This is a genomic window from Mycobacterium sp. Dal123C01, from assembly GCF_052566995.1.
Genome location: NZ_CP199580.1, coordinates 2,226,206 through 2,240,733, shown reverse-complemented (window position 1 = coordinate 2,240,733; position 14,528 = coordinate 2,226,206). Strand labels below are relative to the sequence as shown.

The window sequence follows — 14,528 nt, the reverse complement described above, 5'->3', positions numbered from 1 at the left end:
ATGTCCGTCGATGACGCGCCCGTTTGTGACGTAGTCGTCGTGGGCGGGGGCCACAACGGCCTGGTGGCAGCGGGCTACCTGGCCCGGGCCGGCCTCCGGGTGCGGCTATTGGAGCGGCTGGGGCACATCGGTGGGGCGGCCGTCTCGGCGCAGGCCTTCGACGGGGTCGACGTCCGGCTGTCGCGGTACTCGTATCTGGTCAGCTTGTTGCCATCGCACATCGTCGAGGACTTGGGCGCCGAAGTGCGGTTGGCCCGGCGGCAATTTTCGTCGTACACCCCGCAACCGGGCGGGCGCCGCGGACTGCTGATCGGGTCGCACGGCGGGCACGATTCATTCGGCTCGGTCGGCGCCGCCGACGATGAGCCCGGTTTCGCCGCGTTCTACCGGCGCTGCCGACTGGTGACCGACCGGCTCTGGCCGACCCTGCTGGAACCGCTGCGCACCCGCGAGCAGGCGCACCGCCATGTTCTGGACGGCGGCGACCCCGAGGCCGCCGCCGCGTGGCGGGCCATCGTCGAAGAACCGATCGGGCGGGCCATCGCCGATGCGGTGCGCGACGACCTGGTCCGCGGGGTGATCGCCACCGACGCGCTGATCGGCACCTTCGCCCGTCTCGACGACCCGTCGCTGCGCCAAAACATCTGCTTCCTGTATCACGTGCTCGGCGGGGATTGGGACGTCCCGATCGGCGGGATGGGCTCGGTCACCTCGGCCCTGGCCGCCGCCGCTGTCCGCCTTGGCGCCGAAATAACCACTGACGCAGAGGTTTACGAGGTGGAACCGGACGGTCGGGTGAGCTACCGCCACCACGGCGAAGAACACCATGTTCAGGGCCGGTTCGTTCTGGCCGGCGTCACACCGGCGGTATTGGCCGAACTGCTCGGTGAACCGCCGGCGCCGGTGGCCCCCGGGGCGCAGGTGAAGGTGAACATGGTGCTGCAACGACTGCCCCGGTTGCGCGACAACAGCGTTACTCCCGAACAAGCGTTTGCCGGGACGTTCCACGTCAACGAGACGTGGAGCCAACTGGATACGGCCTACGCACAGGCTGCCGCCGGGCGGTTACCGGATCTGTTGCCGTGCGAGGCGTATTGCCATTCGTTGACCGACCCCAGCATCTTGTCGGCCGGGCTACGCGACTCGGGCGCGGCGACGATGACGGTGTTCGGCTTGCACACACCGCACTCGTTGCTGGACGGCAGCGACCCCCCAATCTCCCGCGATCAGCTAACCGAGTCGGTGCTGGCATCACTGAATTCCGTTCTGGCCGAACCGATTCAGGATGTGCTGATGAGCGACGCCCGGGGTCGGCCATGCATCGAGACGACGACCACCCTGGACTTGCAGCGCACCCTGGGGATGACCGCGGGAAACATCTTTCACGGCGCGTTATCCTGGCCGTTCGCCGCCGACGACGACCCGCTCGACACCCCGGCCCGTCAATGGGGCGTAGCCACGGCACACGCACGAATCATGTTGTGCGGCTCTGGCGCTCGCCGCGGCGGAGCCGTGTCGGGCATCGGCGGCCACAACGCCGCGATGGCGGTGCTGGCCTCGATGCGAAGCTAACGCCCGCGGGTTTTACCGGGTGTCGATTCCGACGTAGTCGCGTTCGGTGTAGCCGGTGTAGATCTGACGCGGACGGCCGATCTTGCTGTCGCCCTCGTCGTGCATCTCACGCCAGTGCGCGACCCAACCGGGCAGCCTGCCCAACGCGAACAGCACGGTGAACATCCGCACCGGGAACCCGAGTGCCCGGTAGATCAGCCCGGTATAAAAGTCGACGTTCGGGTACAGCTTGCGCTCGATGAAGTAGTCGTCGGTCAGCGCGGCCTCTTCGAGCTGCTTGGCGATGTCCAGCAGCGGGTCACCACCGAGCTTGGCCAGGATCTTGTCGGCCTGTTCCTTGACGATCCGGGCCCGCGGGTCGTAGTTCTTGTAGACCCGGTGACCGAAGCCCATCAGCTTGACGCCCTCTTCGCGGTCTTTCACCTTGCGGACGAATTCACTGACGTCGTCGCCACTTTCGCGGATCTGCTCGAGCATCTCGAGCACCGCCTGGTTGGCACCACCGTGCAGCGGGCCCCACAGCGCGTTGATGCCGCCGGAGATCGAGGTGAACAGGTTGGCCTGCGACGATCCCACCAGCCGTACCGTCGATGTCGAGCAGTTCTGCTCGTGGTCGGCGTGCAGGATAAGCAACATGTCCAGCGCCCGCACCACCTCGGGGTCGGCCTCGTAGGGCTCGGCGGGCAGTCCGAACGTCATCCGCAGGAAGTTCTCCACCAGCGACAGTGAGTTGTCCGGGTAGAGGAACGGCTGACCGACGGACTTCTTGTAGGCGTAGGCCGCGATCGTCGGCAGCTTGGCCAGCAACCGGATCGTCGACAACTCGACCTGCTCGGTGTCGGTCGGGTCAAGCGAATCGGGGTAATACGCCGAGAGCGCGTTGACCGCGCTGGACAGCACCGGCATCGGGTGGGCGTTGCGCGGGAAGCCGTCGAAGAATCGCTTCAGGTCCTCATGCAGCATCGTGTGCAGCTGGATCCGCTTGGTGAAGTCGGCCAGCTGGTCGGTGCTGGGCAGCTCGCCGTAGATCAGTAGGTAGCTCACCTCGATGAAGGTCGACTTCTCGGCGAGCTGATCGATCGGGATACCGCGGTAGCGCAGGATGCCCGCGTCGCCATCGATATACGTGATGGAGCTCTTGCACGCGGAAGTGTTGACGAAGCCGTTGTCGAAGGTCGTATAGCCGGTCTTCGACAACAGCGGGCCGAGAGCAATACCGTCAGCTCCTTCGGTGGCGTTGACGATCTTCAGATCGATCTCGCCGCCCGGGTACTTCAGAGATGCGGTGTCGTCGGTGTCGGCCACGAGAACCCCTTTGCGCTCTGGCTGGTATGGCTGCGCCTGACTAGGTGCGTACAGCTGAAGGTAGTCGTTATCGCGAGGACGTGCCTGCCCGGGGTCGGGTCTGCTGAGCTCGCGGCTTTCCTCCAGGTGAACCCGCGCTTATCGTGCGGTGTGAGGCCGCACAGGCGTGTGATCAGGGCTGCAGGCGCTCGACGTGACCGCCGACGACCCGAATGCGGTTATGCAGCCGGTTTTCCCGCCCCTGCCAGAATTCCACCACCTCGGGCGCGAGCAGATACCCGCCCCAGCCGGGCGGCACCGGGACCCGCTCGAAGTCGGCGAAGCGGGCGGTCACCTCGGCCAGCTGATCGATCAGCGCCGCGCGTGAGGCGATCGGCTGCGACTGGTGCGACGCCCACGCACCCAGCTGCGAGCCGCGCGGCCGCTTGGACCAGTAGTCCTCCGTGACCTGCGGGTCGACCTTGGTCACCGCGCCCCGAATGTGGACCTGGCGCCCGAGTAGGTACCAGGGGAACGTCGCCGACGCATACGGCGTCGCCGCCAGCTCGATACCTTTGGCCGAGTCATAGTTGGTGAAAAAGGTGATTCCGGTCTCATCGACGCTTTTGCACAACACCGATCGGCTCATCGGCTTGCCGTCCGCGGCGGTTGCCAGCACCATCGCGTTGGGCTCGGAGACGCCGAAACGTTCGGCATCATCAATCCACGTCCGCAACAACGCAAGCCAACCGCCGTCGAGCCAGGAAGCGTCCAGATCAGAGCTAGCGTCGCGCTCCGCCGATCCGTATTCCACTCGCATCCGCTGCAGGTGATCGTCGTCTGGTCCTGCCATCGGGCCAACGCTACCGGCGGTTGCTACCGGCCGGTAGCGTCGGTCCAAAGGCGGGGTGCAAGAATTTTCCTATGACTGTGGTCCCGGAAAATTTCGTCCCCGGCCTCGAAGGCGTAGTGGCCTTCACCACCGAGATCGCCGAACCGGATAAAGATGGCGGCGCGCTGCGCTACCGCGGTGTCGACATCCAAGACCTGGTGGATCAGCAGGTCACATTCGGCGACGTTTGGGGGCTGCTGGTCGACGGTCGGTTCGGCCACGGGCTGCCGCCCGCCGAGCCGTTCCCGCTGCCAATCCACACCGGTGACGTCCGCGTCGACGTGCAGGCGGGCCTGGCGATGCTTGCGCCGATCTGGGGGTACAAGCCACTGCTCGACACCGACGAAGCCACCGCCCGCGACCAGCTGGCCCGGGCGTCGGTGATGGCACTGTCCTATGTCGCGCAGTCCGCACGGGGCATCTACCAGCCTGCCGTGCCGCAACCGGTCATCGATGAATGCCAAACGGTCACAGCGCGTTTCATGACGCGCTGGCAGGGCGAACCCGACCCGAAGCACGTCGAAGCCATCGACGCCTACTGGGTGTCGGCCGCCGAGCACGGCATGAACGCCTCAACCTTCACCGCGCGGGTGATCGCGTCCACCGGTGCCGACGTCGCCGCGTCGCTGTCCGGTGCGATCGGTGCGATGAGTGGGCCGCTACACGGTGGGGCTCCGGCCCGCGTGCTGCCGATGCTCGAGGAGGTCGAGCGCACCGGTGACGCCCGCGGATTGGTCAAGGGAATCCTGGACCGCGGCGACAAACTCATGGGGTTCGGACACCGGGTCTACCGCGCGGAGGACCCCCGGGCGCGAGTGCTGCGAGCGACCGCCCAGCGGCTCGGAGCGCCGCGCTACGAGGTCGCGGTCGCGGTGGAGCAGGCGGCGCTGGCCGAGCTGCGGGAGCGCCGACCGGACCGGGCGATCGAGACCAACGTCGAGTTCTGGGCCGCGGTGATGCTGGACTTTGCCCAGGTGCCGGCCAACATGATGCCCGCGATGTTCACCTGTGGGCGCACCGCGGGATGGTGTGCCCACATTCTCGAGCAGAAGCGGCTGGGCAAGCTCGTCCGCCCGTCGGCGATTTACGTCGGCCCGAACCCGCGCAGCCCGGAGTCCGTCGAGGGTTGGGACCGGGTTCTCAGCCACGCCTGAGTGCTGCTCGGGCGCAGTTGTCGGTGCCCGGCGATTGAATGGGGCTCGCCGCGATGATTTTGTGTCGCGGACGCAGTCAATAACCGTGAGCCAGTCTCCGCCTGGGGGCTGGCACGCGAACCGACACCAGGGAGACCCCAATGGCCATCAACGTCGAACCTGCAGTAATTCCCCACCTCGTGGTCGGAGATGCCTCCGCGGCGATCGATTTCTACGTCAAGGCTTTTGGCGCCGAGGAGCTGGGCCGCGTGCCCGGTCCCGACGGCAGGCTGGTTAATGCCGCTGTCCGCATCAACGGCTTTACCGTGATGCTCAACGACGACTTCCCGGAGATGTGTGGCGGCAAGTCGATGACGCCGAAGTCACTGGGCGGAACTCCGGTCACCATCCATCTGACGGTCACCGACGTCGACGCCAAGTTCCAGCGGGCACTCGACGCCGGCGCCACGCAGGTGACTGAGCTGGCGGACCAGTTCTGGGGAGACCGCTACGGCGTGGTCGCCGACCCGTTCGGCCACCAGTGGTCGCTTGGGCAGCCGGTGCGTGAGGTCAGCCCCGAAGAGATCCAAGCGGCAATGGCCGGCGCAAGCGGGTAGCTAGCCGAGCAGCCGCGCCAGCAGCCGGCGTCGCGGCGTCGGTGGCGCCGTCGCCGCGGCCGCGAGCATGTCGGCGACAACGGTGAACTTATTGCGCGGCCGGCCGTCGTCGATGCCACGGGCGATCTCCGCCGCATCGATGGCGGCCCATCCCGCGGAGTCGACGACGTCGGGTTGGCGCGCGTGCACCAGCCCGTCCAGCCCGTCCGGCTTGGTCGCCGGGTCGGTCAACGTGCCGGCGTTGTAGTCGGCGACCAGGGCTTGGACGGTTTGGCAGGAGCAGGATTTGTTGGTGCCGATGAATCCGGTCGGGCCGCGCTTGATCCACCCCGCGACGTAGGCGCCGGCCACGGGTCGGCCGGAGCCGGGATCGACGACACGGCCACCGTCGTTCGGGACGACGGATGCCGACTCGTCGAACGGAAGGTCACGAATCAGCTTGCCGCGGTAGCCAATCGACGTCAGCACCAGACCCGCATCGATCCGGTGCACGTTTTCGGTGCCGGTGACCGAGAACTCCACACCGGCGGTCCGCTGCTCACCCAGCACGCGCGTGGGTGTGAGCCGATAGGCCAGCCGGACCCGCGGGCGCGGCCCCGGAACCGAACCGTCGCCCAGCTTGCTCAGGATCTCCAGCTTGTTCCGGGTCAACGTGTCCGAGGTGGTCGCAAGATCGCGCGCCACCAGGTTGCGGTCTTCGGAATCGAGCACGACGTCGGATGTGCCTGTGAGACCGATCAATTCGGGCAGCGTGAACGCCGAGTGGGCCGGGCCGCGCCGGGCGGCGACCACGACCTCGCGGACCGCGGAGTTGCGCAACGCTGCGAGCGCGCGGTCGGAGATATCGGTGCGGGCCAGGTCGTCAGGGTCGGCCGTGAGCACGCGAGCCACGTCCAGGGCGACATTGCCATTGCCGATGATCACCACGCGTTCGTGACTGAGATCGACTGGGAGGTCAGTGAAGTCGGGATGCCCGTTGATCCACGCGACGAGCTCGGTGGCAGTCCCGGTTCCCGGGAGGCCCATGCCGTCGATGTCCAGCCGGCGGTCGTCGGGTGCACCGACCGCGTACAGCACCGCGTGATGGTGGGTCAGCAACTCGGCATGGCTCAGGTGCTTGCCGATCTCGACGTTGAGATAAAAGCGGAAATGGCGATGACGGGAGACCCGGTCGAAGAGCTGGGTGACCTTCTTGGTGTTCTGGTGATCAGGCGCCACTCCCGCGCGCACCAACCCGTAAGGCGTGGGCAGCTTCTCGAACACGTTGACCCGCACGCCATGCTGCGTCAGCAGTTCATCGGCGGCATACATCGCCGCCGGCCCCGACCCGACAATGGCCACCGTCAGCGGCTGACGACGGGCATGCACCTGCGCGGCCGGGATCACCGGGGCGAGCTTCGACGTCGGCGGCAGCTTCTCGTCGGCCGATCGCTCGGGGTAGAACGACGCGTTGATCTCCACGAACGGCAGCTGTTTGCTTTCCAGCCGGTTGTCGGGCGCTATCGCCCCGACCGGGCAGGCGCTCACACACGCACCACAGTCGACGCAGGCGACCGGATCGATGTAGAGCATCTCCGTCGTCGCGAAGCCCGGCTCATCCGGCGACGGATGAATGCAATTCACCGGACAGGCGAAGACACAGGACCCGTCGTTACAGCACGACTGGGTAATAACATGCGGCATAAAGGAACTCGCAGTACCTATGCGGCCGGAACGGCGGTCAAGTGTTGACGCTGCGGCTCGCTGCGGTAGCGCGACGGCTTCCCGTTGATCTTGCAGATCCGCCACATCAGCCGCGCGGAGCGGTTTTCCATCAGACCGGTGTCGTAGGCCAGCATCCGAACGTCACCGAACATGTCGCTCAGCCACTTTCGCGATTCCGGCGAGCGGAAGAACAGCTCTTTTTTGACCTCACGCGGAATGTCGAACTCGCGCCAGAACGACCTGGGCGGCACCACGATGGCGCGGCACAACAGCTTCATCGTCAGCGGCAAGTACAACGCGGTCCAGAACCGTTGCCGCTTGGTCAGGTCCGGCAGCCGCTTACGCAGGAACTCGTGGGCGAACGAGATGTGCCGCGCTTCTTCGGCCACGTGGATGGCCATCACCCGTTCCATGATCGGGTGCAGCGACTTGCCTTCGCGCAGCACGTTTTTCTGGGTGTGGTCGATGGGTTCCTCGCCCGCCAGCACGCCGATGAAAAATGCCACCGGCAGCGGGCCGGCCACCAACGGAACCACCGGCGAGATCCACTTCAGCATCCGCGGCATGCCCGGAACGTCAGCACCGATCCGGTTGACCATCTCCTGGAACATCATGGTGTGGTTGCACTCTTCGACCGATTCGTGCAGGCAATACCGGTATTCCGGCGAGCCGTTAGGCACCCAGAACGTGTAGTTCATCAGTCCACGGATCAAGATCGACTCGAAGTGCAGCCCCACCTTGGCCACGTTGGCCTGACGCCACATGCCGATCTCGATCTTGCGCTCTTCGGGCTGGGCCTGGTACCAGGGGTGGCGGCCCAGCGGGTCGGTTGCCGGGAGGATCCACCGAGGATCGCTCTCGGTGACGGCGAACTCCGGTGACTCCCAATCGATATCGGTGTACGGGTTGAAGTTCCGCCGCACAGACCCCTCAGACAGCGTGGCGAGCATGTCAACGTACTGGGCGTCGTCGCGCACTTCCATCTTGTGCCGCCAACGCCGAACCATTCGCGTCCTAGCCATATCCAAGCCCTCCCCAACGAGGTTTACATTTGGACGTCATATGTCTAAACGGTACCGCAGGTACCGGGAATTGACTAGAGGCTTCGAGAACACTGTTGCCTGACCAGTGGTCACATAGTTGGTATGGCGTAGATCACACCGGTGGCGGGCGCTACGACTTCTGCCAGGCGCTATCCATGGCGGTGAAAGCGGACAACAAACCCGCCCCATCGCCGCGCCAAGTCGGCTCACTACCCTGATGAGCATGGCTGACCAGCTCCAGATCCCCGCTGACATCAAACCCCGTGACGGCCGCTTCGGGTGCGGCCCCTCAAAGGTCCGACCCGAGCAATTGCAGGCACTGACCACCACCGCGGCCGCGCTGTTCGGCACCTCGCACCGGCAAGCGCCGGTCAAGAATCTGGTGGGCCGGGTGCGCAAAGGGGTGGCGGAGCTTTTCTCCGTGCCGGACGGGTACGAGGTCATTTTGGGCAATGGTGGCGCGACCGCGTTCTGGGACGCGGCCGCGTTCGGGCTCATCGACAAGCGCTCGCTGCACCTCACCTATGGCGAGTTCAGCTCGAAGTTCGCCTCGGCAGTCGCCGCCAACCCGTTCGTCGGGGATCCCATCATCGTCAAGGGGGAAGCGGGCAGCGCGCCCGAGCCGCAATCCGACCCGTCGGTCGACGTGATCGCGTGGGCGCACAACGAGACGTCGACCGGCGTCGCCGTCCCGGTCCGCCGCCCGGCCGGTTCGGGTGACGCCCTAGTCGCCATTGACGCGACGTCCGGCGCGGGTGGCCTCCCGGTCGACGTCAGCGACACAGATGCCTACTACTTCTCGCCGCAGAAGAATTTTGCCAGCGACGGCGGCCTGTGGCTGGCCATCATGAGCCCGGCCGCGCTGACGCGCGTCGAGGCCATCGCCGCATCCGGTCGCTGGGTTCCCGACTTCCTGTCGCTGCCGATCGCGATTGAGAACAGTCTCAAGGATCAGACGTACAACACACCGGCGATCGGCACCCTGGTGCTGATGGCCGAGCAGCTCGACTGGCTGCTGGGCAACGGCGGCCTGGACTGGGCGGTCAAGCGCACGGCCGACTCCTCGCAGCGGCTGTACTCCTGGGCGGAAGAACGGTCCTACACCACGCCGTTCGTCACCGACCCCGCGCTGCGCTCCCAGGTGGTCGGCACGATCGACTTCGTCGACGACGTTGACGCCGCGGCGGTCGCCAAGACTTTGCGGGCTAACGGCATCGTCGACACGGAGCCGTACCGCAAGCTCGGCCGCAACCAGTTGAGGGTGGCGATGTTCCCCGCGGTCGACCCCGATGACGTCACCGCCCTGACCCAGTGTGTCGACTGGGTTGTCGAACGCCTTTAACCATCTGGCCATCAGCACGCAAACCGCCCAGCGTGTCAGCACACGTTATGGGCGTTAGCTGGATTAGAGTGCGCGTGTGACGGGTCGTCGCTGACCTGCACAAAGCCTGCGAGGAGATGCCATGCGGGAACTCAAAATGGTTGGGCTCGACGCCGACAGCAAATACATCATCTGCGAGGGCGATGACCCCGCAGAGCGGTTCAAGCTGGCGGCCGACGATCGACTGCGGGACCTTCTACGTGGCGCAGTCGCCTCGCCGGAGCAACCGCACCTCGACATCGAGCTCACCAACATGCTGAGCCCCAAGGAAATTCAGTCCAAGATCCGGGCCGGCGCGTCCGTCGAGCAGGTAGCTGCCGCGTCGGGCTCCGACATCGCACGGATCCGCCGGTTCGCCCACCCGGTGTTGCTGGAGCGTTACCGAGCCGCCGAGCTGGCAACGGCCGCACACCCCATGCTCGCCGACGGCCCCGCGGTGATGACCCTGCTGGAGACCGTCACCACCGCAATGGTCGCCCGCGGCCTGGATCCCAGCGGACTCAGCTGGGACGCGTGGCGCAACGAGGACAACCGCTGGACCGCGCAGCTGGCGTGGAAGGTCGGCCGCTCCGACAACCTGGCCCATTTCTTCTTCACGCTGGGGGCCCACGGCGGAACGGCCACCGCGATCGACGATGCCGCCAGTGAGCTGATCGACCCCGACTTCGAGCGTCCGCTGCGGCCGCTTGCGCGAGTGGCCCACGTCGAATTCGAAGAGCCCGCTGAACCCGCGCCCGCCCCGCCTCCGGAGCAGCCGGTGCACAGCCGCCGGGGCAAGCCGGTCATTCCGGCCTGGGAGGACGTGCTACTCGGCGTGCGCTCAGGCGGACAGCGCTAGCTACGACAGCGTCAGCGCGAGCAGCGCCGGCCACGCGAGGGTCACGCCCACTCCCGCACCCAACACAAACCACCGCAGAACCGGCGTGCGCCGCCACCCCCACAGCGTCGGCGCCAACCCTCCGGCGGCCACCACATTGAGCCCGACCGCCAACAGTGGATGCACCCGGACCAGCCCGAGACTCAGCACCACAATCGCGGCACCGGTAACCGCCGCGACAAATCCCGCCACCGTCAAACCCGTTGCCCAGGGCACAGACTGGGTGCGTTGGCCGAGTTTGTCGCTCACTCGCCGAGCCTAACCCGCTCGTAGAACGCCAACGCCGCGGCGGTGGCGACGTTCAGCGAGTCGGTGCCGCGCGACATCGGGATGCGTACCCGCACCTCGCTCAACCGCAGGGCGGCGGGGCTCAGTCCCGGTCCTTCGGCGCCGACCAGCACCGCAACACGATCGTCGCGCGCCGCTTCCATCGCCCCGGCCAGTGCGCTGGCGTCGCCCTGCGGAGTCATCGCCAGCAGCCGAAATCCGTTTTCCTTCAGCATCCCGAGATCGGCGGGCCAGTTCCCGGAACGCGCATACGGCACCAGCAACGCATGCCCCATCGACACCCGAACGGCGCGACGGTACAGCGGATCGGCACAGCCACTGCCGAACACCACCGCGTCCACGCCCAGCCCCGCCGCGTTGCGGAAGATCGAACCCAGGTTCTCGTGGTCGTTGACCCCTTCGAGCACCGCGATGGTCCGGGCACCCTCGACCAGCTGCGCGACGCCCGGCTCGGGCACCCGCCGCGCGGCGGCCAGCACCCCACGATTGAGGTGGAAGCCGACCACCCGCGCCATGACATCGGCGGGAGTTCGGTAGAACGGCACTGCCAAACCCTTAGAGCCGGCCAGGTCGTCTTTGAGCTCGTCGAGCCTGCGCTCGGTGCCGAGTAAGGCGTGTGGGGTGAAGCGGGAGGCCAACATGCGCTGCACAACCAGCACACCTTCGGCGATCACCAGCCCTTTGCCGGTGGGCAGATCCGGGCGCCGGTCGATGCTGTTCAGGTCGCGGAAATCGTCGAGCCGTGGGTCGTCGGGATCGTTGACGTCCTGGACATCCAGGCGCGCGCTCACGGGCTTTCGTCGACGAGCGCCAACATCAAGTCGGCCGCCTCGCGGAGGGTGGCGCGGGTGTCGCTGTCCATCGTCGCGAGCCGCTCGGCCAGCCACTCCTGACGGGCACGTCGGGCCGCCTTGACCAATTCGGCTCCCGACTCGGAGACCGACACCAGCACCTGCCGGCCGTCGACGGGGTGCGGGGTGCGATCCACGAACCCCTCGTCGGCCAGCGACGCGATCACCCTCGTCATCGACGGGGGCCGGACGCGTTCGCGAATCGCCAAGGCGCCGGGCGTCATCGCGCCCTCGTTGGCCAGGGTCGTCAATGCCGACAGCTGAGAGAGCGACACCGGAGCGGATGGATTTCGAAACCGCAGTTGGCGGGCTAGCCGCATGACCGCCAACGACAGGTCGGCCGCCAGCCGCGCATCGCTGTCAGGCATGGCGCGAGGTTACATCGGAACGCGAGAAATCGGGCTGCGAAACGACGAAGGACGGCCGATCGCTGCGACGGTCGCCTCAACCCGCGCCGCGGCGGCGGCGGCTCCGGGTTAGATTGATCGCGATGAGCGCCGAACCTGGCCATAGTCCCGCGCCGCCGCCGCTACCGCCTGCGCTGCTCCAGCTGTGGCCGTTCATCGCGATTGGCGCCGTGGGCTGGTTGATCGCCGTCGCCGCCGCGTTTCTTGTTCCCGCCCTCGAGAGTTGGCGTCCGGTGGCGCTGGCCGGGCTCGGAACCGGAGTGGTGGGAACGTCGATCTTCTTGCTGCAGCTCGCCGGTGCGCGGCGTGGCCAGCGCGGCGCGCAGCAGGGTCTGGAAACCTTTCTCGACCACAACGATCCCTAGATCCCGAGTCGGAGGAGCAATGGCAGCCCCGCTATTGCAGGCGCAAGTCGATATCGTCGCGCCGGCCTCAAACGTCTGGCCCCTGATGTCCGATTTCCGGCGCATGCAGGGAGCCCACAGTGTCTCTGGGTGAAGCCCTTTGGCTCGCAGCGCCCGGGCGCCCGCACAACAAGCCCTACTCAGTGACTTTTTCACCGCAACCCGAAGAGAGACAACGATGACATCAGAACATTCGCATAGCACAGGATTCAATTGGGATCAATTGGTAAAGATGCCCACCGTTAGCAACGAATGGCACAAGGGGCGTCAGGTTCTCAACTTTTACCCCAAGGACAAGGACTATCGAGATTCGCCGGAGGCGCAGGCAGTAGTGACAAAGTACTTTGGCGAGGCCGCCGCTCTAAACACCGATGCGGGGGTGCTCAAATTCGGCTCTGACCATGTTACGCTGCACGGCGCATTTTTGGAGATGGGCGTGTGTACGGGAAAAACCATCAATTTTATTGCCGCGCTCAATCCGGAGCAGCAGATCTGGGGATTCGATTCCTTTGACGGGCTTCCTGAAGAATGGGATCGCCCCGATATTACGGTCCCTCAAGGTACTTTTCGGGTCAACATCGATGGGTGGATGCCACCGGTTCTCCATAATGTAAGCCTGGTAAAGGGACTGTTTGATCAGACCCTTCCACAATTCAAAGACCAAATTCTGAAATCTACTCCCATCGCATTCTTGCATGTCGATTGCGATATTTATGCATCTACGAAGGAAATTTTCGACCGGCTAGGCGATAATATCGTATCAGGCACCGTAATCGTATTTGATGAAATGTACAATTACCCAGGAGCCGAAAAGCATGAATTCAAGGCATTCCAGGAATTCCTGGAACGGACCGGGAAAGAATCGGTCTACCTAGCCTACAACCAGTATTTTGAACAAGCGGTTGCCCAGATCGCATAGCCTCGATTTTTGCAGGACAGGTTTCCCCAACTCAGCATCCTGCTACACGCGGTTGCCCGCAAAACCCGGCCTAGTCCGGCGACTCGGGCACGTCTGCCGGCGGCTCGGGCGGCTCCGCCGGAGGCTCGGGCACCTCTGCCGGGAGCTCCGCCGCTGCTTCCGACGATTCGGCTACGGACTCAAGCACCTCCGCCGGGGGTACGGGCGGCTCCGCCGGCGCCTCGAGCGGCTCGGGCGGCGCTGCCGGGGGCTCCGGGGGCTCCATCACGTCGAGGACACCGTCGTCATAGGGCTCGTACATCGGCGAACCGCCGCCCGCCGGAGCCGGCGTGTCCGAATGAGCGCCACAGCCGTACTGCTTGTCGACAACGTGCCCGTCGGCAGACAGTTCGTTGCCGCACACCCCGAACACCGCGCCTAGCGATCCGTCCAGCGGGAGGAAGAAGCCGCAGTCGCGGCACACACGTTTGGTCGACCGCGCCATCACCGACTCGGGACCGTAGTCCCCGGTGTGCCACCGTTCGGCAGCCTCAGAGCGGCCCCAGATACCCATCACCCAGCGCCGGCCCAGGCCGATTTCCGCGGCGGTCTCGTCGACCTGCGGGTCACCGCTGGCGGTGAAACCAGGAACCAGCCGCTCGTCGTCGGCTGCGGGTGGCAGCAGATCTCCGGGGCTCAAGTCCCCCTGCTGCACTCGCTGGTCCCAGGGCACCCAATCGGGCGCCAGCAGCGACGTCGGGCCGGGGACCAGCACGACTTCGCTGATCGTGGCCTGCTCGGCGCCGGGGTAAGCAGCGACGACCGCGGCCCACTGCCACCCGATATAGCCGGGCAGGTGAGCCAAGAACCGGTGGGTGGCGGCGCTCGTGTCCTCATAACTGACGCCCAGGTAGTCCCCGACCGCATCCGCGCCGCTGAACTCCACGACGGCCGCCCTGGCCTGATCGACCGCAGCATCGAGCACCGCCGCCAACCCGTCGGGCCAATCGGCCACGGTTGCTACGGCGGATTCCTCGGTGGGCCCGGTCGCGCTCTCTTGTCCATGCATCGCGTCTCAATACTAGGTTGGCGAGCCACGCCCGGTTGCCCCTCGGTATAGGACAGAATTGATTTGTGTCTGGACGGCGGCGTGATGATCCGGGCCGAGCGACCTCCA

Annotated in this window: 14 protein-coding genes and 2 pseudogenes; 8 read left to right on the top strand and 8 right to left on the bottom strand. The window is 65.9% G+C overall.

Annotated elements, in window-relative coordinates; all coding sequences use genetic code 11:
* Positions 1–1,572, top strand: a complete 1,572-nt coding sequence (locus ACTXG5_RS10790; protein ID WP_445163646.1) for a phytoene desaturase family protein — start codon at positions 1–3, stop codon at positions 1,570–1,572.
* Between the two features lie 12 nt (positions 1,573–1,584).
* Here the strand turns inward: ACTXG5_RS10790 and ACTXG5_RS10785 are convergent, their stop codons facing one another.
* Positions 1,585–2,877, bottom strand: coding sequence for a citrate synthase (locus ACTXG5_RS10785; protein WP_445163645.1), 1,293 nt, complete (start codon positions 2,875–2,877; stop codon positions 1,585–1,587).
* Between the two features lie 172 nt (positions 2,878–3,049).
* A complete protein-coding gene (gene pdxH / locus ACTXG5_RS10780; RefSeq protein WP_445163644.1) occupies positions 3,050–3,709 on the bottom strand; it encodes a pyridoxamine 5'-phosphate oxidase in 660 nt (219 codons plus the stop codon).
* A 71-nt stretch (positions 3,710–3,780) separates the two neighbouring features.
* Here pdxH and ACTXG5_RS10775 point away from each other — a divergent pair, with 71 nt between their 5' ends.
* Both ACTXG5_RS10775 and ACTXG5_RS10770 read left to right on the top strand, forming a co-directional pair.
* On the top strand, positions 3,781–4,902 hold the full coding sequence (locus ACTXG5_RS10775; protein ID WP_445163643.1) for a citrate synthase 2: 1,122 nt from the start codon (positions 3,781–3,783) through the stop codon (positions 4,900–4,902).
* Positions 4,903–5,042: 140 nt separating this feature from the next.
* Complete coding sequence (locus ACTXG5_RS10770; protein ID WP_445163642.1) at positions 5,043–5,498, top strand: VOC family protein; 456 nt, start codon at positions 5,043–5,045, stop codon at positions 5,496–5,498.
* Here ACTXG5_RS10770 and ACTXG5_RS10765 read toward each other — a convergent pair whose 3' ends face one another.
* Together ACTXG5_RS10765 and ACTXG5_RS10760 are read right to left on the bottom strand one after the other, a co-directional pair.
* Positions 5,499–7,181, bottom strand: coding sequence for an FAD-dependent oxidoreductase (locus tag ACTXG5_RS10765; RefSeq protein WP_445163641.1), 1,683 nt, complete (start codon positions 7,179–7,181; stop codon positions 5,499–5,501). It lies immediately after the preceding gene.
* Between the two features lie 17 nt (positions 7,182–7,198).
* A complete protein-coding gene (locus tag ACTXG5_RS10760; protein ID WP_445163640.1) occupies positions 7,199–8,224 on the bottom strand; it encodes an AurF N-oxygenase family protein in 1,026 nt (341 codons plus the stop codon).
* A 238-nt stretch (positions 8,225–8,462) separates the two neighbouring features.
* Between ACTXG5_RS10760 and serC the strand changes: the two genes are divergently transcribed.
* Complete coding sequence (serC, locus tag ACTXG5_RS10755) at positions 8,463–9,587, top strand: phosphoserine transaminase (RefSeq protein ID WP_445163639.1); 1,125 nt, start codon at positions 8,463–8,465, stop codon at positions 9,585–9,587.
* A gap of 121 nt (positions 9,588–9,708) precedes the next feature.
* Entirely contained in the window at positions 9,709–10,464 is a 756-nt protein-coding gene (gene sepH, locus ACTXG5_RS10750; protein WP_445163638.1) for a septation protein SepH, read from the top strand.
* Here the strand turns inward: sepH and ACTXG5_RS10745 are convergent, their stop codons facing one another.
* Genes ACTXG5_RS10745 through ACTXG5_RS10735 form a run of 3 tightly spaced genes read right to left on the bottom strand, consistent with a single transcriptional unit; the run spans position 10,465 to position 12,010 of the window.
* Entirely contained in the window at positions 10,465–10,752 is a 288-nt protein-coding gene (locus tag ACTXG5_RS10745; protein ID WP_445163637.1) for a DUF2537 domain-containing protein, read from the bottom strand.
* A complete protein-coding gene (locus ACTXG5_RS10740; RefSeq protein WP_445163636.1) occupies positions 10,749–11,582 on the bottom strand; it encodes a TrmH family RNA methyltransferase in 834 nt (277 codons plus the stop codon). Before ACTXG5_RS10740 ends, ACTXG5_RS10745 begins: the two co-directional genes overlap by 4 nt.
* On the bottom strand, positions 11,579–12,010 hold the full coding sequence (locus ACTXG5_RS10735; RefSeq protein WP_445163635.1) for a MarR family transcriptional regulator: 432 nt from the start codon (positions 12,008–12,010) through the stop codon (positions 11,579–11,581). Before ACTXG5_RS10735 ends, ACTXG5_RS10740 begins: the two co-directional genes overlap by 4 nt.
* Positions 12,011–12,132: 122 nt before the next feature.
* Here ACTXG5_RS10735 and ACTXG5_RS10730 point away from each other — a divergent pair, with 122 nt between their 5' ends.
* The 3 genes and pseudogenes from ACTXG5_RS10730 to ACTXG5_RS10720 all read left to right on the top strand — a co-directional run bounded on the left by ACTXG5_RS10730 (position 12,133) and on the right by ACTXG5_RS10720 (position 13,372).
* Positions 12,133–12,414, top strand: a complete 282-nt coding sequence (locus tag ACTXG5_RS10730; protein WP_445163634.1) for a DUF2530 domain-containing protein — start codon at positions 12,133–12,135, stop codon at positions 12,412–12,414.
* Between the two features lie 19 nt (positions 12,415–12,433).
* A pseudogene (locus tag ACTXG5_RS10725) lies at positions 12,434–12,582 on the top strand (SRPBCC family protein); the annotation flags it as partial.
* A 49-nt stretch (positions 12,583–12,631) separates the two neighbouring features.
* A complete protein-coding gene (locus ACTXG5_RS10720; RefSeq protein WP_445163633.1) occupies positions 12,632–13,372 on the top strand; it encodes a TylF/MycF/NovP-related O-methyltransferase in 741 nt (246 codons plus the stop codon).
* Positions 13,373–13,625: 253 nt separating this feature from the next.
* On the opposite strand, the pseudogene ACTXG5_RS10715 reads toward ACTXG5_RS10720, so the two are convergent.
* Positions 13,626–14,420 (bottom strand): annotated as a pseudogene (locus ACTXG5_RS10715) (DUF3027 domain-containing protein); the annotation flags it as partial.
* Positions 14,421–14,528 lie beyond the last annotated feature (108 nt).